This is a genomic window from Ponticaulis sp. (assembly GCF_029210165.1).
Classification (GTDB): domain Bacteria; phylum Pseudomonadota; class Alphaproteobacteria; order Caulobacterales; family Hyphomonadaceae; genus Ponticaulis.
The window spans coordinates 60,107-83,396 of record NZ_JARGNT010000003.1; the positions used below are offsets into that span (position 1 = coordinate 60,107).

The following is a 23,290-nucleotide window of genomic DNA, read 5'->3' on the forward strand; positions in this document are numbered from 1 at the left end:
CACCGCATAACTTGCAGCGCTTCGTGAAAAGGTCAATTGGCGTTAGACGATCTTGCCCGATCAGAAGAAACCGCTGATCGAAAGATGCTTGTCTCTGTCGAGATTGGTAGCACAAATTACCGCGAAGGCGGCCATAACGGTCAACATCGCTGTTCCGCCGTAAGAGATCAGCGGCAAAGGCACCCCCACAACGGGCAGCATGCCACTCACCATAGCGATGTTCACAAACACATAAAACGCAATTGTGACCACTGCGCCGCTGGAGGCCAGATATCCGAAATGCGAACGACTTCGACCGGCAACCATCAGCCCGAGGGCGAAGAGTGCGATCCATGCCCCGATCAGGCCAACAGACCCGACAAAGCCGAATTCCTCGGCGATCACCGTGAAGATAAAGTCGGTATGTTGCTCCGGAATATAGTCGAGCTGGCTCTGCGTGCCCTGCATATAGCCGCGCCCTTCCGCGCCGCCAGAACCGATCGCAATTTCAGCCTGCTGAATCTGATAGCCTGCGCCCAGAGGATCACGGCTTGGATCGATGGCAGTCAGAACCCGTTCGCGCTGATAGTCCTTCAGAACATAGAAGTAAGCGAGCGGCGCACTGAGCACGACAGCCACAAGACCGGCGATGATGATCCAATAGCGCATGCCGGCAAAAAACATGACCGCAAAACCGGTTGCCGCCAGCATGAGCGACGTACCGAGGTCAGGCTGACGAAAGACCAGCATAACCGGCGCGGCGATCATAAGAAGCGCAAAAATATGGTGGAAGAACTTCACCTCACCAGACGCACGCACCTGATGATAAAACCGCGCCAATGCCAGCAATAAGGCGAGCTTCATAAACTCTGATGGCTGCACGCGGATCGGACCGATATCCAGCCAGCGCTGCGCCCCGCCGCCCATCGCGCCGAAGAACTCTACCCCGACAAGAAGCAATAATGCCCCCAGATACCCGGTGTAAGACACTGCTGACCAGAAGCCGAGCGGCGTCATGGCGAGCGCAAACAGAAAGACGAACGCGATGCCCAGACGCACGGCGTGTTTGGCTGGAAGGCCCGCTTCAATCGGGTTGGTGATCGTGGACGAATAAAGGACCGCGACACCGAAAATACCCAGCCCCAGCATGATCAGGATCATGATCCACGGCAGTCGGAATACCCGTGAGACGAAATCATCATTGGTCTGTGCAAATGATGTTGGCATCAGATCGCCTCAGTGTCTGTTGCGTTCGACGCAATCTGGTAAGACGCGGCTCGGCCTGAATCGCGCACGAATGCCTCATGCATAAGATCGCGCGCAATCGGATAGGCAGAGCTTGAGCCGCCACCATGCTCGACAACGACGGCCACCGCGTATTTCGGATTGTCATAAGGCGCGAAGCCAACAAACAGGCCGTGGTCACGCAAACGACGTGGGAGGTCCGCGTTATCAATCACGCCCGTCACACGCTCGGCGGCAGAAATCACACGCACCTGCGCTGTGCCTGTCTTACCCGCCATCCGATAGCCGTTAAAGTTGATGTCACCAGCACGCAGCGCCGTACCGCCCGTTTCGGATGTCACAGCGAACATGCCCTCGCGCAGCTGCTGCATGATGGCTGCGTCCGGCATTGCGCCGAATTGAGGATTCTGCGGCACCGCATCGCCTACGCCAACCATGCGCGGCATAACCGCTACGCCATCTGTTCGTGCAAGCCGCGCCGTCATCACTGCGAGCTGAAGCGGCGAGACGGTCAGATAGCCCTGCCCGATGCCATAGTTCAGTGTTTCACCGTCATACCATGGCTCGTTAAAGCGACGGCGCTTCCAGTCGTCGTTCGGGACAACACCCGACGCGCCACCTGTCATGCCAAGCTCATAGCTGATGCCGAGACCGAATGTCCGCGCTTCAGCAGCAATACGCTCCGGGCCAAGGCGACGTGCAATCTCGTAGAAATAGACGTCGCAGGACCTCTGGATAGCACCCTTCAGATTGACGCTGCCATGGCCCCGGCGTTCCCAGCAGTGGAAGCGGCGACCGCCAAAGTCATAATGCCCGGGGCAATACACCCGCTCGCTTGAATCGGTCAGCCCTGCGCGCAGCGCCGCCGCACCGACAATCATTTTGAAGGTCGAGCCTGGCGGATACACACCGTCATAAGCCTTGTGATAGAGCGGCGCGCGCTCATTCTCGCGCAGCGCATTGTAATCCACGCTGGAAATGCCGTTCACAAAGTCGTTCGGATCATAGGTCGGGTTGGATGCGAGTGTCAGGATATCACCCGAGTTCACATCCATCAGAACCGCAGCGCCCGATTGGTCGCCGAACAGACGGATCGCCTCTCTTTGCAGGTCGGCGTCAATTGTCAGGTGCACATCCTTGCCTGGCTTAGGCGCGTTCTCATCATCATCGAGGCGGCGGATGGTGCGGCCTTGCGCGTTGCGGACATAGCGGTGATTGCCGGGCGTACCGCCAAGCCAGTCATCCATTTCCTTCTCAACGCCAAGACGCCCCACCCGCATATTCGGGTGCTTCAGCACGCCCTGAATACGCGAAATACGCTGACGGTCTATTTCAGGGTCGAGGCCTTCAAGAGCGGCGTCGATTTCAGACTGGTTTGCGCGCGCGACATAACCGACCACGTGCGCAAAATCCCGTCCACGCGGATAAGACCGCGCGTGAGACGCTTCAATCGTCACGCCAGGCAATTGCGGTCGCATCACGCTGAGGCGCGTGAACTGCTCATAGGTCAGGTCGGTCAGGATCGAAACCGGAATGAAGGACTGCTCACGGCGGAAATTCTGTACAAGACGTTCCTGACGCTCCGGCGAGAGATCAACGACTTCAGCGATCCGCGCGAGCGTTTCTTCAAGATCAGGAAGGTCCTCACGAGCAGCATACACGTTCCAACTCGTCCGATGCGTAGCCAGCGGTTCGCCAAAACGGTCGAAAATCAGCCCCCGACGCGGAACGCCCGGCACAAGGCTGATCTGATTGACCAGCGCGCGCGCCTCGAATTCTTCCTGATTGAGAAGTTGCAGATTGACAAGCCGACCAACGAGCACGCTGGACACAAGGCCACCGGCCGCGCCAGCAATAAACAGGCGACGTGTTGTATCGAGTTCCTTGACTTCGCGTTTACGGCCCATCAGTCCACCCGCTCATCTGTGGTCAGTCTGAATAATGGTCTCAGAGGGTAATAAAGTAGTGCTGCTGAGAGGAACCCGCCAATAATCTCACGAGTCTCCACGCCCCCAAGATAGGAGCCCATCAGCCAGCGGGCGAACATAAAACTCAGTACAAAGCCCGAAACATCACCGAAAAAGCGGATGACGCCGGTTTTGTCTGTGAGCGCCTGCTGGCGGAATATCGATGCTGTCAGAAAAGCGACCAGCAAAATTGAAGACCAGCAGCCAACTGGCGCATCCGTCACCAGATCCATGATCAGTCCGAGAAGCACCAGAGCCCCAGCAGGACGGAAAGAAAGACGGCTCGCGCCCCAGCCAACGGCGGCCCAGAGCGGCGCATATGGCCAGAATACATCAAGCCCGGTCGGCGCGATAAAAACGACACCGATATAGCCGACAAAAAGAACAAAAATGGCTCCGATAATGAGACGGGCCGTACTTCCTGTACGTCCCCATGCAGACGGCTTGTTGGCAAATCCGCTCATCTCTGCCCCATCTCGGCGCTTGCTTCAGGCTCGGCCTCAACCGGTTCCGGCAGCGGGTCTTCTTCTGGTGTCGGAATGGTTTGCGCTGGCAAGAGACGCACAAAATCAACCGGCGCTTCGGAGAGTGACAGCTGCGCCACCCATTCTTCGCCAGAAAGAACAGCACGGGCAATACGAAGCCCACGCGGGAAGGCATTACCTTCACCGGATGTCACAATGCTCTCGCCCTGAACGAATGGCGCTTGCTCAGGCCGGTCGATCAGTTGCCCGAATTCAGAACCCGAGCCACCCGCAAGAATAGCGCGCACGCCGCTAATCTCACCCATGACAGGTACGCGGCTGTTAAAGTCAGTCACAAGAAGGATACGGGACGATCTGTTCCCGACACGAATAACGCGGCCAATCACGCCCTGCGTATTCACCGCGACATGCCCGAGTTGCACACCATGCAAAGCGCCGGCATTGGCAAGTCGCGTTTCAGCGAACGGACCATCGGTTTCAGTCACGACGCGCGCTGAAATACCCTGTGGCAGAGGCTCGCTGGCAAGGTTCAGAAGCTCTTCATAACGCTGCAAACGTTCCGTCATGGATGTCGCAGCATCGCGCCAGATCGCAAGCTGGCGGTTCTCGACCTGCAGGCGTTCGATTTCAGCCTGAAGCTCTTCATCATTATTGAAGTCAAACAAAGAGCCCGGACGGGTCGATGAGGCAGACTGGACGACGATATCATCCATTCCCGCGCGCAAGGGCTGGCTTGCCCCGCGAATGCTTGGCGCGGTCTGAAACAGGACCAGCGCCAGAGCAACAACGATCGCAACAACAACGAAGGTCCTGACGACCTGGCGTTTCGCCTTACGGTCACGCCCTAGCGTTGCCATGCTTTAAACCCTTCTGGTCTGGCCCCTCATCAGGCCGGTGATTTCAGATCAGACGTCAGGAGACAGGACGCCGCGCATCGCTGAGTAGTTCTCGAGAACTTTACCAGAACCCAGAACAACACACTTCAGCGGATCATCAGCAATCGTGACCGGAAGCTGTGTACGCTCGCGGATCACAACATCAAGGTTACGCAGAAGCGCGCCACCACCGGTCAGCACGATACCTTTATCAACGATATCGGCAGCCAGTTCCGGTGGCATAGCTTCAAGCGCTGTTTTCACAGCGTCGATGATCGACTGCACAGGCTCGCTCAGAGCATCCGCAACCATCGCTTCTGTGATTTCAGCTTCCTTAGGCACGCCGTTCATCAGGTCGCGGCCTTTGATTTCCAGAGACATGCCCATGGAATCGTCAGGCGCTTTAGCCGTACCGATTTCTTTTTTGATACGCTCGGCAGACATCTCACCGATCAGCATGTTCTCATGACGGCGCAGGAAGTTCACGATCGCCTCGTCCATACGGTCACCACCGACGCGGACAGAACGAGAGTAAACAATACCGCCAAGAGAGAGAACGGCGACCTCAGTGGTACCACCACCGATATCAACAACCATGGAACCTGACGGCTCATCAATCGGAAGACCGGCACCGATTGCGGCGGCCATCGGCTCTTCGATCATCTCAACATGGCGGGCGCCTGCCTGAAGCGCGGACTGGTGAATTGCACGGCGTTCAACCGGTGTAGCACCCGTCGGAACACAGATAATAATCAGCGGGGAAACGAAAGCGCGGCGGTTGTGAACCTTACGGATGAAGGCCTTGATCATTTCTTCGGCAACTTCGAAGTCGGCGATCACACCATCTTTCATCGGGCGGATGGCTTCCATCGCAATCGGCGTCTTACCGAGCATTGCTTTCGCCTGCGCACCAACCGCGTAAGGGATCTTCCGGTTACCCTCTTTCCGATAAGCCACAACCGAAGGCTCATCGATAACCACGCCCTGATTTTTTACGTAAACAAGAGTGTTCGCCGTACCAAGGTCGATGGCCATATCCGTCGACAAGAGGCCAAGAAGACTACCAAGCATATTTTACCGCCGCATTCTGCAGAGAATCACTAACCCTGCGCTTCATTCACAACACTTCCCCTTCTTTGCTTGTGCCGGTTTACAATTTGTAAAGCAAGGGGGTGTTTCTGCATAAAATTACCACAGACGGAACACATCGTTCCGCCTGCATATTTTTCAGTAATTACGGCGCTTTTAAGGCTTTAGGATGGATCAGGCGGCCATGCGCTTCTGACGACGCGCTTCAAGCTTGTTCAGCGCATGCAGATAGGCTTTTGCACTGGCACACAACGTGTCCGGATCAAATGAGCGGCCCGTTGCGACAATTCCATCCTCAGAAAGACGAACGCTGACCTCTGCCTGAGCATCTGTGCCCTGCGTGACCGCGCTCACCTGATAGAGTTCCAGAACGGCCTCATGAGGGATGACTTCACGGATCGCATTGAAGACCGCATCAACCGGACCATTGCCACGCGCAGTCGTCCATTTGTGCTCGCCCGCGATTTCGAGATCGATCTCGGCTGTTTGCGGCCCCTCAGAACCAGCAACCACACGCAGGCGCTTGAAGACGATACGTTCACCTTCAGCTGACAGCTGGTCATCAACCAGCGCCATAATATCGTCGTCGAATACATGCTTCTTGCGGTCGGCGAGATCCTTGAAGCGCTTGAACGCATCGTTCAGCGCATCGTCAGCCAGATCATAACCCAAGATTGCCAGCTTATCGCGGAAGGCATGACGGCCAGAGTGCTTACCCATGACCAGAGAAGTTTCAGCGACGCCGACATCCGCCGGGTTCATGATCTCATAGGTCTGCGCATTCTTCAGCATGCCATCCTGGTGGATGCCGCTTTCGTGCGCGAACGCATTCTTACCGACAATGGCTTTGTTGTACTGAACAGGGAAGCCTGTGATCTGGCTCACCATTTTCGATGCGCGGGACAGCTTGGTCGTATCAACACGAGTCGTCGCCTGAAGCGTGTCGCGGCGGACTTTCAGCGCCATGACAATTTCTTCCAGCGCAGCATTGCCCGCACGCTCGCCCAGACCGTTGATCGCACACTCGACCTGACGCGCACCATTCGTGACGCCAGCCAGCGAGTTCGCGACAGCCAGACCAAGGTCGTTATGGCAGTGTGTGGACCAGATTACTTTGTCGGAGTCAGGCACAGCTTCGATGATACGGCGGAACAACGCGCCATACTCTTCAGGGTGTGCATAGCCGACTGTGTCCGGCAGGTTGATGGTTGTCGCGCCCGCCTGAATAGCAACGTCTACTGCGCGGCACAGGAAGTCGAAGTCGGAACGGGTCGCGTCTTCTGCGCTCCATTCCACATCACCAACCAGATTACGCGCCTGCGCAACAGACCGGCCAATGGCTTCAAGAACCGCGTTCTCACCCATTTTCAGCTTATGCTCCATGTGGAGCGGGCTGGTCGCGATGAACGTGTGGATACGCGGGTTTGCAGCGTGCTTTACTGCTTCGGCGCAGCGATCAATATCGCCTGGCGTCGAGCGGGACAGACCGCAAATGATGGTGTCGCTCTGTGATTGCTGGGCAATCTGACGAACGCAATCAAAGTCGCCCGCAGAGGCTGCCGGGAAGCCGGCTTCGATCACGTCCACGCCCATCTCGCACATGAGTTCGGCCAGATCGAGCTTTTCGCGCAAGGTCATGCTGGCGCCGGGTGACTGCTCACCGTCGCGCATTGTGGTGTCAAAAATTCGGATATGTGGTTCGTTTGTCATTTAGGTTCACGCTGGTTCTGAAGTTGCATCGAAACGACACCCCCTGACCGCGCGGACCCATACCGGGTCCTAGTTCAGACGCGGACAGGGGCTTGTAAGCCCCTCGAGCAGGAGAAGAAGTTCAAGAACCGTATTCATGTTGCCCATAACGCAAATAATTGCCCGATAAGTCAAGAAAAATAGGCACTGAAACCCGTATTTTCCCTCAATTCGAACTTACGGAGTATTTTCTGCCTCTTCAGAGGTGTTTTCAGAGGAAGCTGGTGCGCGTTCCTGCGCAAGATTAGATCGTGCGAACAGCATAAGCGGTATCCAGAGCAATGCCCCTGCCGCAACGGAAGCGATGGCAAAGATCGGGTTACCAGTCAGGCTTTGCGCCACCGCCTGCCCGAACAACGCGATCAGCAGCGTTTTCGGAATAATGCCGATGGCTGCGCCCGCGAGGAACCAGCTATAGCGGGCTTCGGTCGCGCCGAACGCCATGTTCACAACAATTGCCGGCGCGGTCGGAACGTTACGAACGATCATGCTGGCAATGAACACATTGCGCCCCATAAAGCGGGACAGGCGCAGGATAGAATCACCGCCATAGCGCTGGACCAGTTTCATGCCGAAAGACCGGCCAATCCAGAACGCCATGCTCGCAGAACAAAGCGTCGCCAGCCATGAATAAGCAAAGCCCATCACCGTGCCGAAAGCCAGAACCGTCATCCCGATCAGACCAAATTGCGGCGCGCCCAGAAAAGAGAGCGCGCAATAGATCGCGACAACCACGAAGAACATGATCGGATTGGTTCTGTGCTCCATCAGGAAGGATTGCAGATCCCCCAACAGACCGCGTTCAGACCCGGAGAAGAAATAGGTTTTCCCAACAATCAGCAAACCGAGAACGCCCGCGAGCAGCAAAGCTGTCACGATCACCGCACGCCAGGCGGATTTATCCATTCGGTTCAGAAACTTGATAACGGGATTCATTTGCGCCCTTTGCGCCTTCCCCCGATCTTGGTCAACCGGTCAATTGCATCCGCGCAGTCACATCTGCGTAGATGCGATCAGGCTTCGAAATCAAAGCGGAAATCTTCAACCCATTCAAGCACGCGGCTGTTGAAGCCTTCATCGCGCAGAAAATCGACGAAGATTTCGCGCATATTCCCTGCCGTCCCGCATTGCTGGGATATGGCCTGCAGTTCCGGAACGACATCGTCATCAAAGCCGGACGCAACGCGGCGCAGCGCGCTCACAGCCTGCGCGATGCGCATCGTGCCCAGCACCGTCTCACCATCAAAGTAAGCAACAGCCCGTTTAACCTCATTAAGGTCTGCCCGGTTCTCTCTGGCAAAGTCGCTCAGCGTTGACGATACGCGGCGATCAATCCCCGCTGTCGAGCACGGATCAACAGTTGTCGCGCACCCTGCGACGACGCTCATGGCCAGCATGCCAAAGGCAGCCAGCGGAACTGACATTCTCATTTTCATGCGGCGACGCTAACGCGCGGCGGCGCGTCTGTCATCTTACAAGAATGAGAACTCTAAGACTGTTTGGACAGCTTCCAGAAAACGACCACAACGCCCAGAGATACGATGATCAGCGAGGCAAATCCGACGAGTGCAGCAATCGCAAGCGGGTCTACGGTAACGTTTGGCATGATCTAGCCCTCCTAAAACCATAAAGAAATTATGGTCTTAAAGTTGAGGCATCACAAGCCGCTAAAAATGGCCATAGCGTCGCAGCCTGAACGCGACGCCCACCGAGAAAATTTGAACCATCGGCCCGCTTCTGGTGTTCTGTTAGCTGAAACGAAAAGTCTGCGATTCGGAGGGGTACATGGTCAGGGTCTGGTTCGGGAATGAAAGTCAGGGGCTACAACGCGACCGTGATGAATTCGTCGCCACACTTCACACCGCCATCACCGACACTGAAGCCACCAAACGCTTTTATTGCGAAGGCATTGGGTTTGCCGTTGTCGGCACGACCCGACGCGACGGACGCCGCCAGACCTTCCTCAACCATACCCGCCTGCCAAGCCTGTCGCTCTGTCTGAATGAGTATGCTGACCATCCCGACATAGAGAGCCGCGAGCATATGCTTGAGATTGGCATGTGGGATCTGGCAGAATGGCGGGCCGCGCGCGACCGTATGGCGAAGCTCGGCTATGACGTCTCGGCTGAGAAAACCTCAAATCCGCATCAGATGTTTGCAGAATGGCGCGACCCGGATGGCGGAGGCATTCGCCTCACCTATACCCAGCGCCCCGCAAATACAGGCAATGGTCCGGATTTCGCAGAGGACCAGTAAAACAAAAATAAGGCGGCCCAGTGAGCCGCCTTTCTCTTAAATGGATAGAGCCAGATCCTAGCTCGGCTTGATCATGTTCGCAGGAACAACCCACTCGTCGAACTGCTCTGATGTCAGCAGATCGAGCGCGATCGCAGCTTCCTTGAGAGTTGTACCCTCTTTGTGAGCCTTCTTCGCAATCTTCGTCGCATTGTCATAGCCGATGTGCGGGTTGAGCGCAGTCACCAGCATGAGAGAGCGGTTCATCAGATCAGCAATATTGTCTTCGCGCGCTTCAATGCCGACCACACATTTGTCGGTGAAGGAGTTACATGCGTCAGAGATCAGGCGAACAGACTGGATCATGTTGTAAGCCATAACCGGCTTATAGACGTTCAGCTCGAAATGCCCCTGGGAACCAGCAACCGTCATCGTTGTGTTGTTACCCATCACCTGCGTGCAGACCATTGTCATGGCTTCACACTGTGTCGGGTTCACCTTGCCCGGCATGATGGAAGAGCCAGGCTCGTTCTCCGGAAGCGCCAGCTCACCGAGGCCTGAACGCGGACCAGAGCCCAGAAGACGTATGTCGTTAGCGATCTTGAAGAGAGATGCAGCAACCGTGTTCAGCGCGCCGTGTGCATAAACGAACGCGTCATGCGCCGCGAGCGCTTCAAACTTGTTCGGCGCTGTGACGAATGGCAGCTCTGTGTAGGCGGCAACTTCTTCAGCAAACGCTTCAGCAAAACCGACTTTCGCGTTGATGCCTGTACCAACAGCTGTACCACCCTGTGCGAGCGGCCAGAGGTGCTCGAGACCTTCCTTTACGCGCTTAATGCCGAGGTCCATCTGCGCCACATAGCCGGAGAACTCCTGACCGAGCGTCAGAGGTGTTGCGTCCTGCGTGTGCGTACGACCGATTTTGATGATGTCTTTGAACGCTTCAGCTTTGTCGTTCAGCGCGTTGCGCATGTATTGCAGCGCAGGCAGAAGACGGTGGTGAATTTCTTCAGCCGCAGAGATGTGCATCGCTGTCGGGAACGTGTCGTTGGAAGACTGTGAACGGTTGCAGTGGTCGTTCGGGTGAACAGGCTCTTTAGAACCGACCGTACCGCCCATGATCTGGATCGCACGGTTAGAGATGACCTCGTTAGAGTTCATGTTGGACTGTGTGCCAGAACCTGTCTGCCAGATAGAGAGCGGGAAGTGATCGTCCAGCTTGTTCTCGGCAACTTCAGAAGCCGCCTTCACGATAGCGTCTGCAATCTCCGGCTCGATATTGTCGAGCTTTTTGTTCGCGAGCGCTGCTGAGCGTTTGATGATGCCAAGGGCGCGGATGACCGGCGCCGGCATTTTTTCTTCACCGATAGGAAAGTTGATCAGAGAGCGCGCCGTCTGTGCCCCGAAGAGTTTGTCTTCCGGAACTTCCAATGGACCAAAGCTGTCCGTCTCTGTGCGCATTTTGTCTGATTTGCCGCCAAACAATCCCATAGGTTTGCTCCTCTCAGCCTGTGGATGAATTCGTGCGCGCTGCTTAGCGCGGCCTGATGGGGCTGGCCAGTGGAAAAACGTCGAAGTTACGGAACTTCCCGCGCTCCGCCTTGTTGGTTCTGTGTAGAAAGAAAGGACAGACACAATGGACAAAGAACATCTGAAAGGCGCAGCCAAGGAAGCCGAAGGCAAAGTTAAAGAGGCTGCCGGTAAGGCAACGGACGACAAGAAACTGGAAGCCGAAGGCGAAGTTGATCAGGCAGAAGGCAAAGCCCGCAAAGTAGGCGGTGATGTCAAAGATGCCGTGAAGGACGCCACCAAGTAACACTTACCTCCTTTAATCCGCCCTGCTCTGGCCAACCGGCCGATTAGGGCGCACACTAAAAACACTGATACGGAGGGACCCAGTATGAACAAACCAACGCCACCAAAGCTCAGCCCTGAGGAGCAGGATCAAATCCGCCGCGCGGCTGAAGCCAAAAAAGCTGCCGCAGCTAAGGAGGCACGCGAGTTCGAAGAATTCACGAAAGCCTCCGAGCACAAAAAGGCTATGGACGCCAAGCGCGCCGCAGCCGCTGCTGGTAAGAAGTAAGATGAAAAGCCGGGGTTCGCCCCGGCTTTTTCATATCAAAAATCAGGCTCGGACCTGAAGCTCACCGTCTCGCCTGTCTCCGGATGCTCGAATGAGAGTTCGGTGGCGTGGAGCAGCAAACGCGGTGCCGCCTCATAGGCCGGGTCCGGCGCGTATAGCTCGTCGCCCAGTATTGGATGCCCGACATGCAGCGTATGCAGGCGCAGCTGGTGCGTGCGCCCCGTCTCCGGATATAGCTCAAGCAAAGTCGCGCCTTTGCCCCGTTCCAGAACCTTCCAGCGTGTAACGGCCCGTTTACCCCGCTCATAACAGACCATCTGGCGCGGGCTGTCTTCCCAGTTTTTGCGAAGCGGCACGTCGATCACGCCCTCTTCTTCGGCGACCTCGCCCCAGACGCGCGCCCGATAGACCTTTTTTACCGTCCGTTCCTGAAACTGGCGCGAGATGAGAGATTTGAGCGCCTCGGTCCGCGCAAAAAGAATGAGGCCCGACGTGGAATGGTCTAGCCGGTGCACTGCAGTCGCCTCCGGATAGACATCCTTCACCCGAAACTCGAGGCAGTCCTTATGGTGCAGAGGTTTGCCCTGCACCGAGAGCAGCCCGTAAGGCTTGTTCATTACTAAGATCGCATCGTCTTCATAGACAACGTCCAGTGGCACATCCGGCGGATTGTATTTGAACGGCCGCTGGTTTTCCGGCGGCACGTAATCATCAATCGGATTGTTCCACGGATCAGGCATTACTCTGCTGCGATACCGCGGCGCGTGGTCAGATAGGTCGCAAAGCTCGCCAGCCAGTGACTACCGGAATAATGCTCGTCAGACACGGACGCGATGCCGACCTCTTTGTGGATATCAGCCGCAGCCTGAAGCGCCGCGATACGCGGGTCATCCTCGCTGAGCGCAGAGGCAATACCTTCCAGCGCCCAGGCGCGCGAGAGGTTTACGCCATCCAGATGCACAAGTTTGCCATCAGACGCATCCAGCACCACACCCGGCTCCAGCCAGTCGCCTGCACCATCGAGCGGAATTTCTGGCAGGAAGCTTCCCAGCCATGCCGCGAACTGACCGCGCGGCATGATACGGCGCATCAGGTCGGCTTCCATCAGGCATGGCGACAGAAAGTCCTCGCCGGATGGCTCATAGCCAATCGGGCAGTTGCGATCCTCACCGAAAAAGTCGGTCGACTTCTCGACGATCAGCGTTTCAAGCTCTATGTTCCCGACCGTACGGGCATAGTCCAGCATCAGACCGAGCGCGAAGGCAGACTGGTTATGCGTGCCGAGACGCACCGGATAAGCCAGATTTGGCAGCCATGCAGAAAAGCGCTCGACGATGGCATCTTCCAGCGGACGTAGCGTTTCACGCCATTCTGTCAGCTGCGGATCTTCACTCTCTTCGAGTTCGGAAACGAGCTGCAAATACCAGGCGATGCCATACGGACGCTCAAAGCCGCCGCGATCCGGATGCGAATAATAATCCAGCTCACCGGCCATATTCTCCACGGTGAAAGACTGCGCCAGCGCCTCACGGATCGGCTCAGCAAATTCCGTGTCCGGCTGGGTACGCAGAATGCGTGTCAGCAGCCAGTGGCCGTGAACCGCCGAGTGCCAGTCAAAACAACCATAGAAGGCTGGCGTCATCTCACGCGGCGTCGCGATGTCATCATCAGACGTCATCACATGGGAAATCTTGTTCGGGTACGGGCGGTGCACACATTCAAGCGCGAGCGTGGCAAACCGTTCTTCCACCGTCTGCGCCTCTGGCAGCTCAACCATGGTCGCTTCCCCCTGACCTGTTCCAGACGAAGACCCATTACAGGCAGCCAGCGCAGCACTGAGGGCCAGAGCGGAAACGGCTTTGTAAAACGTCATGAAACTCTCCTGAAATACGTGCCGCGAAGATAGCTATACCGGTGGCGAAATACAGCCCTAGGACAAATAAAAAACGGCAGACTTTCGCCTGCCGTTTCTTTGAGTTGAATTTCGCCGCAGCGCTTATTCTGGAAAACGCTTCAGCAGCACTTCGCCAACCTGAATAGCGTTGAGCGCGGCGCCTTTGCGCAGATTGTCACCAACCACGAAGAGCGCGAGGCCGTTCGCCACAGTGGGATCCGGACGGATGCGGCCCACGAAGACAGGGTCCTGTCCGGTCGCTTCCAGCGGGTTTGGCACATCATGAAGAACAACGCCTTCAGCCTTACCAAGAAGCTCAGTTGCCTGCTCGACAGAAATCGGGCGTTCAAACTCGACGTTCAGAGACAGCGCATGGCCGGAGAAGACAGGCACGCGAACGCAAGTGCCGGATACCGGCAGGTCCGGAATGCCAAGAATTTTGCGGCTCTCGTCGCGCATTTTCAGCTCTTCTTCGGTATAGCCATCTTCGCCCAGAACATAGTTCAGAGGAACAACGTTAAAGCCGATAGGAACCGCCCATTTTTTCGGAGCTGGCAGGTGTGAAGCATCATTGGATGTAGAAAACGCAGCGCCGTTTTCAGCGCCTGCTTTGATCTGCTCGTCCAGCTCTTCAACGCCGGCAACGCCGCCACCGGACACAGCCTGATAAGTGCTCGCAACCATACGCTTCAGGCCGGCTGCATCATGCAGAGGTTTCAGCACAGGCATAGCCGCCATCGTCGTGCAGTTCGGGTTCGCGATGATACCTTTTTTGAGGTCATCGAGATCGTAAGGGTTCACTTCGGATACGACGAGCGGCACGTCCGGATCGGAACGGTAAGCCGAAGAGTTGTCGATTACGACAGCACCAGCCGCTGCCGCTTTAGGCGCGAGTGCTTTCGATGTTGAGCCACCGGCAGAGAAGAAGACGATGTCGAGGCCGGAAAAGTCCGCCGTGCTCGCATCCTCAACAATAATCTTTCGGTCCTTCCACTCAATTTCCTTGCCTGCAGACTTTGCAGAGGCGAAGAGGCGCAGCTCATTAAGCGGAAAATCACGTTCCGCCAGAATTTCGCGCATCATCTCGCCAACCATACCAGTTGCGCCGACAACGCCGACATTCGGATTGGAAGGGAAAGAGCGGGTGCTCATGAATAGGTCTCCATAGGTTTCGCGCAACAAAATTGCTTGCCGCGCGCAAGTCGCGCCTTCTAGCGAGCAAAACAATCCAAGTAAATGGCCTTCCGGCGCGATCCATTCCCTGAAACGGGATTATTTCAGTGCCGTGTGACAAATTCTGTTGCCGCAGCGGAAACAAACCGACGACCAGATGATGAAAATTGATCATCCACCACCTGTAGTCCGCCAATTTTTTGATCAAATTTACAGAGAATCCCGGCATTTTAGGAATTCGGCATAGTTTCGCCCAATTACGACGCCAAACTGGCGAGACTTAAGCAACACGTAGATTTTAGTGGTTCTTGTATGGTCGGCTCAGTCCTGTTCGTTTGTCTTGGTAATATCTGTCGCTCTGCTGCTGCAGAAGGCATAGCAAAACAGCAATGCGAAAAGATGGGACTTTCACTCAGGATAGACAGCGCGGGCACATCCGGCTGGCATATCGGTGAGCATCCCTACGCCCCGATGCGCGCTGCCGCACTCTCCCACGGATACAATATCAACAGTCTACGTGCCCGCTTGTTCAAGCCGGAAGACTTCGAGAAATTCGACCTCATTCTCGCTATGGACGAGGACAATCGCAAAAAGATCGAGAAGCAACGTCCTGCTGGCAATAACACGCCAGTGAAGCTCTTCCTCGACTATGCGCCGGAACAGCCTCTGCGCGAGATGCCGGATCCGTATTTCACCCGCACATTCGATGAAGTTCTGGAGCTGATCGAAGATACGGCGCGCCGTCTGCTTTCCACGCTCGAAGCGTCTCCGGCCGCGGCTTAGTAACCCCGCCCGAATTGCCAATGACGCGTCCCTCGCCTAAGCCGCTTGGATGACGTCGAGCACACTCACCCGTTCCAAAGTTATCGCACTCGCCGTGCCGGTCATGCTTGCGCAGGCCGCGACCGCATCTACAGGTGTGGTCGATACCGCCGTCATGGGCCTCACCGGAGACAAGGTCGAGCTGGGCGCTGTGGGTGTCGCAGCCGTCGCCATGAACTTTCTCTATTGGGCGTTCGGCTTTTTACGCATGTCGACGACAGGCCTCACCGCGCAGGCCAATGGGGCATCCGATACCGCCGAAGTGAATGCCCTGCTGCAGCGGGCCTTGCTTGTTGGTGGCGGCATGGGGCTCATCATTCTCTGCCTCTCGCCCCTGCTTCGACAGCTCGTATTCACGCCTTTCGCCGCAAATGACGATGTAAAGACGCTCGCGCTCTCCTATTGGGATGCCCGAATCTGGGGCGCACCTGCCGTCCTGATGGGATATGGCATTACCGGATGGCTGCTCGGTACCGGGCGCACAGGCTGGCTACTCGCTTTTCAGATTGTGATGAACGGCGTCAACGGCGTGCTGGATGTCTGGTTTGTTGCAGGCCTCGACTGGGGCCCTGCTGGCATTGGCGCAGGCACGGCGATAGCTGAATGGGTGGCGCTCGCCTTCGGTTTGTTCGTTGTGAAGGCGGGCCTCTCACGCTCTGCCAATCTGTTCGACAAAGCGCGGCTGATCGCGCTCTTCAACGCCAATCGCGACGTGCTGATCCGCACCCTCGCCTTGCTCTTCACCTTCGCCTGGTTTGTGAATTCCGGCGCGACGCAAGGCACAGCCATTCTGGCAGGCAATGAGATCCTCCTACAGTTCGTGAATGTTGCAGCCTTCATTCTGGATGGCTTTGCCTTCGTCGCCGAGAAAGAGATTGGCGAGGCCTATGGCAAACGGAACCGTAGACGGCTCGTCCGCGCCATGCGCGTAACGACCGAACTCGCGCTTTTAAGCGGGGCAGTTATCTCGGCGCTTTATTATTTCGGTGGCGGCTGGATCATCGCCAACTTTGTGAATGATCCCGAAGCCCGCTCGGTTGCTCTTGCCTTCCTGCCCTTCTGCGCGGTCATCCCCTTCATCGGCATTCCGTGCTGGCAGCTGGACGGCTTCTTCCTAGGCGCAACGCAAGGCAAGGCGCTGCGCAATGCTGCCGTTATCACGACAATTCTCTATGTGGCGAGCGATATCATTCTGCGCGGACAGTTCGGAAATACCGGTGTCTGGGCCGCGTTTCTGGCGATGTATGCGATACGCGCCGTATCGCTCGGCGCGTATCTGCCAGGCCTGATCAAGCGATCAGAGGCGCCTATTCCGGCGAATGGGTAAGCGCTGAGTCAAACACGCGCACATTTTCCCAATTTTCACGGAAGAGACCGATAAAGGTCATGTGAGACGGATCGGTATCATAAGCGACATGCGCCGCTTCATCGGCCAGTGTGACCGTCAGCGCCACATCATAGTCCGTTGCGTTTGCGCCGCCTGTACGGTCCGCCTGACGCACGCCGACATTGATCTCATACACGCCATCAATATCAGCCAGATATTCATAACAGCCGCTCACCAGCGCATCGACGGCAGCCGGGCTATCATCCACCAGATCAAACAGCACAATATGCTGGACCTGATCGCGATAGACCGTCTCTGCCTGAGCTACGCCAGCGCCAAGCAACATTACGCCCGCGAGCGCACCGATTTTCATGAGTTTCATTTTGTCCTCCCGTTTTGCGCAAACCTGACCGCTTCCACCGGCAAACGCAAAAGAAAATATCATCCGCCCTTGCGTTCCCTGCGTAATCCCTAAATCAAGAGTACATAATCAAGCGGGCTGAACTCTCATGGCAGACATGCACCTTCCTTCCGGACACCCACCTGTAAAACAGGGCAAGATTGGCGTTCTTCTGATCAATCTCGGCACACCGGATGGCACGGACTATGGCTCCATGCGCCGCTATCTGTCGGAATTTCTGTCTGACCCGCGCGTGATTGAGGTGCCGCAGCCGATCTGGCAGCTTATCCTGCAAGGCCCGATCCTGACATTCCGCCCGTCAAAATCCGGCCGTGCCTATAAGAAAGTCTGGATGGAGGACGGCTCGCCGCTGCTCTTCTACACGCGCGCACAGGCCGAAAAGTTAAACCAACGCATCGGGTCTGACTCGCTGATCGTTGATTTTGCGATGAATTACGGCAATCCGAGCATCAAGTCGAAGATCGACGCGCTGAAGGATCAGGGATGCACACGCATCCTCACCGTGCCGCTCTATCCGCAATACTCGGCGACGACAACCGCCAGCGTGAACGACCGCACCTTCAAGGCGCTGATGAAACTACGCTGGCAGCCTGCCCTGCGCACCACGCCGGCCTTCCATGATGACCCGAACTATATCGATGCGCTCTGTGCGTCTCTGAAGGACAGCCTGTCGAAACTCGACTTTGAGCCGGACGTGCTGCTCATGTCCTATCACGGCATTCCTAAGAGCTATTTCGACAAGGGCGACCCGTATCACTGCCACTGCCACAAGACGACACGTCTCGTGCGCGAGAAAATGGGCTGGGATGAGAACTTCATTCGCACGACCTTCCAGTCCCGCTTCGGGCCGCAGGAATGGCTCCAGCCCTACACAGATAAAACGCTGGAAGCCCTGCCAGAAGACGGCGTGAAGAAAGTCGCCGTAGCCGCACCTGCCTTCATTTCAGACTGTCTTGAGACGCTGGAAGAGATCGCCATGGAAGGCCGTGACAGCTTCCTGGAAGCAGGCGGTGAGAAGTTTGCCTCTCTGCCATGTCTGAACGATTCCGACATTGCGATCGATCTTCTGGAAACACTGGTGAAGCGCGAGCTGGGCGGCTGGCTGTAATCGGCCAGCTTGCACATACAATTTCTTCGGAACTTTTAGATCGATCGAGGATTATCTCTCTGCAACAAGGAGAATAATCTTGAAACAACCAGACAAAACGGGCCCTCTTTACACTGCAATCTGCTGCGCACGTGCGTGCACGGCTGGAGGCATGGCAAGTCTGAGGTTCGTCTGGTTCGCCGCTGAAGCGGCACTGGTTTCAGTGATTGTGTCCGTCATGAACATGGCGCGCCAGAAGCGCCTCAAGCGGAACGCTGTTCATTTGCTCCCACACGATCCGGCTGTTTCATAAGCGGTTCGATCAGACCTTTTTGACGAACTCCGTCTTCAGGCCCATCGCGCCAAAGCCATCGATCTTGCAATCAATATCATGATCGCCTTCGACGAGGCGGATATTCTTGACCACTGTACCGACTTTAACCGGCTTTGAAGCGCCTTTGACCTTCAAATCCTTGATCACAGTCACCGTGTCGCCATCCTGCAAAATATTGCCATTGGCATCGCGCCAGACGCGGCCTTCGGCTTCTGCTGGCTGGGCGTTGGACCATTCATGCGCGCATTCCGGGCAAACGAACAGAGCGCCGTCTTCATAGGCATAGTCACAGCCACATTTCGGGCATGCAGGCACATCAGTCATCGGGTCGCTCCGGCAGAAATTCAGTCAGCGCACATCGCGCCTTCACCCTGCAAAGGTCAAGCCGCTGGTCGTGCGACCTAAAGCCCTGTATGCACAAACCAGTGAGAGGGATTGTGCACGCATGAGCGAACCGGAATGGATCGGAAAAGGGAAAGTCCGCGCGCGGCTTCTCGATGACGGCACACTGGAAGCCAAATGCAATGGCATCACCACTCAGGCCAAATACTATAAACCGCTGTTCAAGGATTTCTTCCGCAAGGACTTCACGCGTGTGCGCCCTGGCTATGGCGATTATGAAGTCCACATCGTGATGGAATTCACCGGCGACCCGCCAATCATGGACCTCGACAACCTCGCCAAAGCCCTTCTGGACAGTCTGACAGGCGCGGCCTTCCATGATGACAGTCAGGTCGCCCGCCTGCTGGTGGAGCGCCGCGAAGGCGAGCGCGAGCGGATCATTGTCCGCTCACGCGCTCTGGACCATTTTGAAGGGCCGGAACTGACCTAGGCCAGCGCCCACATGATCTGACGCCCGATGGTGGCGTGCAGCTCATCCGTCTCTGCACCTACCGGGTTTTCGACATTCAGATAGCTGGTGATCAGGATAGGATTATTCGGCGCATCCGGACGGTAGGCAAAGGCAACGTCATTGCTCTGATTGTTCGAGCTGGTGCCCGTCTTGTCGCCGCCAATCCATGGCGCATCCATGCCATCGCGCAGACGTGCCAGACCGGTCGTTGCGCCAATCATCCAGTCTTTCAACAAGGTCTGATACTCGGCGTTGAGCCCGCCACCGAAGAGGTAATATCCCATCAGGCTGACCATGGCGTTCGGCGTGCTGGTGTCCTGCGGGTCGCCCGGCGCATTCTCATTCAGCATCGGCTCCCACCGGTCGAGACGCGTCGTCATCTCGCCATTGTCGCGCAGGATTTGCGTGAAGCCTTCCGGTCCGCCCAGCGTGCGCAGCAACAGGTTCGCCGCCGGATTATCACTCGTCTGAACCGTTCCACGACACAGAGCCTCGACGCTCAGACGCCTTTCACCCAGAGCAGGCTCGGTGATAGGCGCATGCATCACCATATCTGCTTCTGAAAACTCGATCATCCGCGACAGGTCTTCCTCACCCGCCTGCACCCGCTGAAGCACCAGCGCGGCGAGCAACCATTTGAAGCTGGAACACATGGCAAAGCGCTCATCGCCGCGATGGGTGATCGTCTGCCCTGTCGCAAGGTTCGTCGCAGACACGCCAAACCGGCCGCCATTCTGGCTTTCCATGTAGGCGATTGCCGTACGCACGCCTTCAATACGCCCCTCATTTTCCGGTGGCGTAGGAAGCTCGTCCTCAGATGAAGAACAGGCCGCAAGCACTGGAAGGCTTGCAGCGCTCACAAGCATTGTGCGGCGTGACAGTCTGAAACTCATGAAATCCCCCGATTTTGAAACAGCCTGATTCAAACCAGCCAGTAAGGTGATTTCAGGCGAAAAACGTGGTGAATTTCAGGCAAAATGAAAGGTCAGAGACGCTTGAACGGTTTTGGGGCAGCTGTTGCGCTTGCCTTGGCAACCACGCGGCCTTCCGGATCGAAAAGCTCTGCTTCCATGAAAGCAATCGACTTACCACGGCGCAGAATGCGCGCTTCGGCTTCGGCATGGCCAGGAAACAGTGGACGAAAATAGCTCGTCTTTAGTTCAAGCGTTGGCGCAGTCATCGTCACGTTAGACGCAATGATGCAGCAGACTGACATCGCCTCATCCAGCATGGCTGTCAGAAAGCCGCCCTGAATGGCACCCGTCGGGTTTGAGAACTGCTCGCCAATATTGAAAGACATGCGCAGAGACATGTTCTCCTGATCGACGGACATCAGCTCCATGCCAAGCGTTTCCGAACAGGCCGGACGCTTCTTCGCATTCTTGAACTTAGCGAGCATTTCTGCGTCGCTCAGGCGTGGTTTTTCGTCTGCGGGATCAGCCAAGTCAGTTACTTCCGGCGGAATGCATCAATGCTCACAACCGTACCATCGCTGGCCGGACGTGACGGTTCAGCATCATCGCTTTCTTCTGCTACGGTTTGAGCAGGCTCGGCAGCTGCCGGAGTGTCCGAGATGTCGAGCGTTTCAGCCGTGTGCATGTGCGCAGGCGGAATTTCCATCGCAAAATCGACGCTTGGGTCGAGGAAGCGAGTCACGGCCGCATAAGGGATGTGCAGGTGCTGCGGCACGCCAGAGAACTGAAGCACGATTTCAAAGTGATGATCATGCACTTCCAGATCCCAGAACTGGTGCTGGATCACAATCGTCATATCTTCCGGAAAACGCGTCAGCAGCTGCTCGGCAATTTGCACGCCAGGCGCTTTCGTACGGAACGAAATGTAGAAATGGTGGTTGCCCGGAAGGCCAGCTGGTGAAGCTGCCACTTTAAGCGCCTCTTTCATCACACCGCGTTTCGCAGCTTCGAATAGCGCCTGATAGCCAATGTCATCGGTCATAAGCGAATGTATTCCCCTTTGGCCCTTAGTTAGCGATCCAAATCATATCACACAATGGGGTTCATTTCATAAGCGAACTGGATTCGCCTTTTTGGGTTAACGCAGCAGGCCGGACACGGACGGAATTTCAAAGTGTTGTCGCGGATTTCCGGCTCGAAACATTATCTGTGGAAAGCAAATCTAGTCCGCTCACACGAGTTTGAAAGACTCTCCTGATATATCTCCCTCCATCAACTTGACGTTCTGCGGCAATAGGCGTTTTTGAGGGCATGGGTTCACCAAACAGTCCACTGACAGAAGAGATCAAAAAACGCGCCTCGCAATCCAAAGCGATGGTGTCGCGCTATAGTCGGCGCAGCCTGATCTCCGAGAGTAAAGTCTGGCTGCTTGCCCTGTTCTGCGGCCTTCTGGTCGGGCTTGTCATGGCAGGTCTGCGCGCCGCGATTGTCGGTATCGAGTTTATCGGCTTTGGCGCTCAGGATGAACGCATTACCAGCGCGGTGACGCAGCTTCACCCGCTGCGCGCCTTGCTCATCCCGGTCATTGGCGGCTTTGTTGTTTCCGCCCTGCTGTATATCGGCCTCAAGCTCGGCATTCGCGGCGACCCGCGCATTGGTGGCATTCGCGACGTCATCGAAGCCCGCCGTCATGTGCTGGACCGGCGCGGGCGCACAACGCCGCTCGTTTCCCTTCATATGTCGCTCAGAGACGGCCTTCAGACCTTTCTGATCGCTGTCGCATCACTCGGCTCAGGCGCGAGTGCGGGCCGGGAGGGACCAGCCGTGCATGTGGGCGCTGTGCTCTCAGGCTTTTTTGCGCACCGTTTCAACCTGACGCCAGCCCAGATCCGCGCCCTGCTCGGTTGCGGCGCGGCGGCCGCCGTCGCCAGCTCGTTCAACGCGCCGCTGGCAGGCCTGCTCTTTGCGCACGAAGTCGTTCTGGGCCGCTACCGGACATCTGACATCGGGCCGATTGCGGTCGCCAGCGTATCCGGCTCGCTCGTCACGCGCCTGATCTTCGGCAATAACGCTGTCTTTGCCCCGCCTGTATTCGATGACCCACCGGTGATCTTCTTCATCGGCACGCCATTTATCGGCCTGATCGCAGCGGGCCTTGCCATTGTGATGATCCGCGCATGGGTTGCCGCGCCTCACATTGGCAGCCGGTTCGCAGACAAGATCAAAATTCCGCATTGGATGCTGCCACCAATCGCCGGCCTCATTATCGGCGTCTTCGCCCTCGCCTATCCGCAGGTGTTGAGCGTCGGCTATGAAGCAACGGCAACCTCCATCGCGACCGGCTATAGTGCCGCCTTCATGCTAATCCTTGCCGTCGCAAAGATCGCGGCAACGACTATTTGTATTGGCGCGCGTTTTGGCGGCGGCGTCTTCTCAAGCTCTATCTTTGTCGGCGCCATGGTGGGCGGCGTTTTCGGAGCCATTATGGCAGCAATCACCGGCCATGGTGAGATGGCCCAAAGCTTCTTCACACTGGTCGGCATGGGCGCGATTTCGGGGGCGGTTCTTGGTGCGCCAATCTCGACCACACTGATCGTCTTCGAACTGACAGGGTCGTATGAAACCTCAGCGGCGGTTCTGATCGCGGTATCCATGGCGACCGTGATCGTGCAGGCAACTGTCGGCGGCGGCGTGTTCGAAAAACAGATACGCGCAGACCGGTTCTGATGGTCGCCGGCGCGAAAAGCTTCTCTTAACC

The 23,290-nt window shown here is 56.6% G+C and carries 26 protein-coding genes; 9 read left to right on the forward strand and 17 right to left on the reverse strand.

Annotated elements, in window-relative coordinates; translation table 11 throughout:
* Positions 1-60: 60 nt before the first annotated feature.
* From rodA to P1U45_RS14930, 8 genes are all read right to left on the reverse strand, one after another.
* Entirely contained in the window at positions 61-1,206 is a 1,146-nt protein-coding gene (gene rodA / locus P1U45_RS14895; RefSeq protein ID WP_293608654.1) for a rod shape-determining protein RodA, read from the reverse strand.
* Positions 1,206-3,131, reverse strand: a complete 1,926-nt coding sequence (gene mrdA / locus P1U45_RS14900) for a penicillin-binding protein 2 (protein WP_301059782.1) — start codon at positions 3,129-3,131, stop codon at positions 1,206-1,208. The genes rodA and mrdA overlap by 1 nt, the downstream gene beginning before the upstream one ends.
* The gene (locus P1U45_RS14905; RefSeq protein ID WP_301059783.1) at positions 3,131-3,655 is read right to left on the reverse strand and encodes a hypothetical protein; all 525 of its coding nucleotides are present in this window, start codon (positions 3,653-3,655) and stop codon (positions 3,131-3,133) included. The genes mrdA and P1U45_RS14905 overlap by 1 nt, the downstream gene beginning before the upstream one ends.
* The gene (gene mreC / locus P1U45_RS14910; RefSeq protein WP_301059784.1) at positions 3,652-4,533 is read right to left on the reverse strand and encodes a rod shape-determining protein MreC; all 882 of its coding nucleotides are present in this window, start codon (positions 4,531-4,533) and stop codon (positions 3,652-3,654) included. The genes P1U45_RS14905 and mreC overlap by 4 nt, the downstream gene beginning before the upstream one ends.
* A 48-nt stretch (positions 4,534-4,581) precedes the next feature.
* Positions 4,582-5,622, reverse strand: coding sequence for a rod shape-determining protein (locus tag P1U45_RS14915; protein WP_293608658.1), 1,041 nt, complete (start codon positions 5,620-5,622; stop codon positions 4,582-4,584).
* A 192-nt stretch (positions 5,623-5,814) separates the two neighbouring features.
* Positions 5,815-7,350, reverse strand: a complete 1,536-nt coding sequence (locus tag P1U45_RS14920) for a 2-isopropylmalate synthase (RefSeq protein WP_301059785.1) — start codon at positions 7,348-7,350, stop codon at positions 5,815-5,817.
* Positions 7,351-7,566: 216 nt separating this feature from the next.
* Complete coding sequence (locus P1U45_RS14925; RefSeq protein WP_301059786.1) at positions 7,567-8,325, reverse strand: VTT domain-containing protein; 759 nt, start codon at positions 8,323-8,325, stop codon at positions 7,567-7,569.
* A gap of 77 nt (positions 8,326-8,402) precedes the next feature.
* A complete protein-coding gene (locus P1U45_RS14930) occupies positions 8,403-8,813 on the reverse strand; it encodes a hypothetical protein (RefSeq protein WP_301059787.1) in 411 nt (136 codons plus the stop codon).
* A gap of 361 nt (positions 8,814-9,174) precedes the next feature.
* Between P1U45_RS14930 and P1U45_RS14935 the strand changes: the two genes are divergently transcribed.
* Positions 9,175-9,645 carry a VOC family protein gene (locus tag P1U45_RS14935; protein ID WP_301059788.1) on the forward strand — a complete coding sequence of 157 codons (471 nt, stop codon included), beginning with the start codon at positions 9,175-9,177 and terminating at the stop codon, positions 9,643-9,645.
* Between the two features lie 57 nt (positions 9,646-9,702).
* Here the strand turns inward: P1U45_RS14935 and fumC are convergent, their stop codons facing one another.
* The gene (fumC, locus tag P1U45_RS14940) at positions 9,703-11,115 is read right to left on the reverse strand and encodes a class II fumarate hydratase (RefSeq protein WP_301059789.1); all 1,413 of its coding nucleotides are present in this window, start codon (positions 11,113-11,115) and stop codon (positions 9,703-9,705) included.
* A 145-nt stretch (positions 11,116-11,260) separates the two neighbouring features.
* Between fumC and P1U45_RS14945 the strand changes: the two genes are divergently transcribed.
* Both P1U45_RS14945 and P1U45_RS14950 read left to right on the forward strand, forming a co-directional pair.
* A complete protein-coding gene (locus P1U45_RS14945) occupies positions 11,261-11,440 on the forward strand; it encodes a CsbD family protein (protein WP_293608663.1) in 180 nt (59 codons plus the stop codon).
* Positions 11,441-11,524: 84 nt separating this feature from the next.
* Positions 11,525-11,707: a hypothetical protein gene (locus P1U45_RS14950; protein ID WP_301059790.1), complete on the forward strand. Its 183-nt coding sequence runs from the start codon at positions 11,525-11,527 to the stop codon at positions 11,705-11,707.
* A gap of 35 nt (positions 11,708-11,742) precedes the next feature.
* On the opposite strand, the gene P1U45_RS14955 is transcribed toward P1U45_RS14950, so the two are convergent.
* From P1U45_RS14955 to P1U45_RS14965, 3 genes are all read right to left on the reverse strand, one after another.
* Positions 11,743-12,447, reverse strand: coding sequence for an RluA family pseudouridine synthase (locus tag P1U45_RS14955; protein WP_301059791.1), 705 nt, complete (start codon positions 12,445-12,447; stop codon positions 11,743-11,745).
* Positions 12,447-13,580, reverse strand: a complete 1,134-nt coding sequence (locus P1U45_RS14960) for a DUF2891 domain-containing protein (protein ID WP_301059792.1) — start codon at positions 13,578-13,580, stop codon at positions 12,447-12,449. Before P1U45_RS14960 ends, P1U45_RS14955 begins: the two co-directional genes overlap by 1 nt.
* A gap of 123 nt (positions 13,581-13,703) precedes the next feature.
* Complete coding sequence (locus P1U45_RS14965) at positions 13,704-14,753, reverse strand: aspartate-semialdehyde dehydrogenase (RefSeq protein WP_301059793.1); 1,050 nt, start codon at positions 14,751-14,753, stop codon at positions 13,704-13,706.
* Positions 14,754-15,086: 333 nt separating this feature from the next.
* On the opposite strand from P1U45_RS14965, the gene P1U45_RS14970 reads away from it, so the two are divergent.
* Both P1U45_RS14970 and P1U45_RS14975 read left to right on the forward strand, forming a co-directional pair.
* Positions 15,087-15,557, forward strand: a complete 471-nt coding sequence (locus tag P1U45_RS14970; protein WP_301059794.1) for a low molecular weight protein-tyrosine-phosphatase — start codon at positions 15,087-15,089, stop codon at positions 15,555-15,557.
* Positions 15,558-15,606: 49 nt separating this feature from the next.
* Positions 15,607-16,923 (forward strand): MATE family efflux transporter, encoded by a 1,317-nt coding sequence (locus tag P1U45_RS14975; RefSeq protein WP_301059795.1) that lies wholly within the window; start codon positions 15,607-15,609, stop codon positions 16,921-16,923.
* Here P1U45_RS14975 and P1U45_RS14980 read toward each other — a convergent pair.
* Positions 16,904-17,305, reverse strand: a complete 402-nt coding sequence (locus tag P1U45_RS14980; protein WP_301059796.1) for a Dabb family protein — start codon at positions 17,303-17,305, stop codon at positions 16,904-16,906. The two genes, P1U45_RS14975 and P1U45_RS14980, sit on opposite strands and share 20 nt — an antisense overlap.
* Positions 17,306-17,432: 127 nt before the next feature.
* Between P1U45_RS14980 and hemH the strand changes: the two genes are divergently transcribed.
* Together hemH and P1U45_RS14990 are read left to right on the forward strand one after the other, a co-directional pair.
* Positions 17,433-18,452 carry a ferrochelatase gene (gene hemH / locus P1U45_RS14985; RefSeq protein WP_022696176.1) on the forward strand — a complete coding sequence of 340 codons (1,020 nt, stop codon included), beginning with the start codon at positions 17,433-17,435 and terminating at the stop codon, positions 18,450-18,452.
* Positions 18,453-18,603: 151 nt separating this feature from the next.
* Positions 18,604-18,744, forward strand: a complete 141-nt coding sequence (locus P1U45_RS14990) for a hypothetical protein (protein WP_301059797.1) — start codon at positions 18,604-18,606, stop codon at positions 18,742-18,744.
* 9 nt (positions 18,745-18,753) lie between these two features.
* Here the strand turns inward: P1U45_RS14990 and P1U45_RS14995 are convergent, their stop codons facing one another.
* On the reverse strand, positions 18,754-19,089 hold the full coding sequence (locus P1U45_RS14995; RefSeq protein ID WP_301059798.1) for a zinc ribbon domain-containing protein YjdM: 336 nt from the start codon (positions 19,087-19,089) through the stop codon (positions 18,754-18,756).
* A gap of 121 nt (positions 19,090-19,210) precedes the next feature.
* Between P1U45_RS14995 and P1U45_RS15000 the strand changes: the two genes are divergently transcribed.
* The gene (locus tag P1U45_RS15000) at positions 19,211-19,597 is read left to right on the forward strand and encodes a RusA family crossover junction endodeoxyribonuclease (protein ID WP_301059799.1); all 387 of its coding nucleotides are present in this window, start codon (positions 19,211-19,213) and stop codon (positions 19,595-19,597) included.
* Here the strand turns inward: P1U45_RS15000 and bla are convergent.
* The 3 genes from bla to P1U45_RS15015 form a co-directional block, all read right to left on the reverse strand.
* Complete coding sequence (bla, locus tag P1U45_RS15005) at positions 19,594-20,511, reverse strand: class A beta-lactamase (protein ID WP_301059800.1); 918 nt, start codon at positions 20,509-20,511, stop codon at positions 19,594-19,596. The two genes, P1U45_RS15000 and bla, sit on opposite strands and share 4 nt — an antisense overlap.
* 92 nt (positions 20,512-20,603) lie before the next feature.
* Positions 20,604-21,062 carry a PaaI family thioesterase gene (locus P1U45_RS15010; protein WP_293608676.1) on the reverse strand — a complete coding sequence of 153 codons (459 nt, stop codon included), beginning with the start codon at positions 21,060-21,062 and terminating at the stop codon, positions 20,604-20,606.
* A 5-nt stretch (positions 21,063-21,067) separates the two neighbouring features.
* Complete coding sequence (locus P1U45_RS15015; RefSeq protein ID WP_293608677.1) at positions 21,068-21,574, reverse strand: ClpXP protease specificity-enhancing factor SspB; 507 nt, start codon at positions 21,572-21,574, stop codon at positions 21,068-21,070.
* A gap of 269 nt (positions 21,575-21,843) precedes the next feature.
* On the opposite strand from P1U45_RS15015, the gene P1U45_RS15020 reads away from it, so the two are divergent.
* On the forward strand, positions 21,844-23,259 hold the full coding sequence (locus P1U45_RS15020; protein WP_301059801.1) for a chloride channel protein: 1,416 nt from the start codon (positions 21,844-21,846) through the stop codon (positions 23,257-23,259).
* Positions 23,260-23,290: the final 31 nt, after the last annotated feature.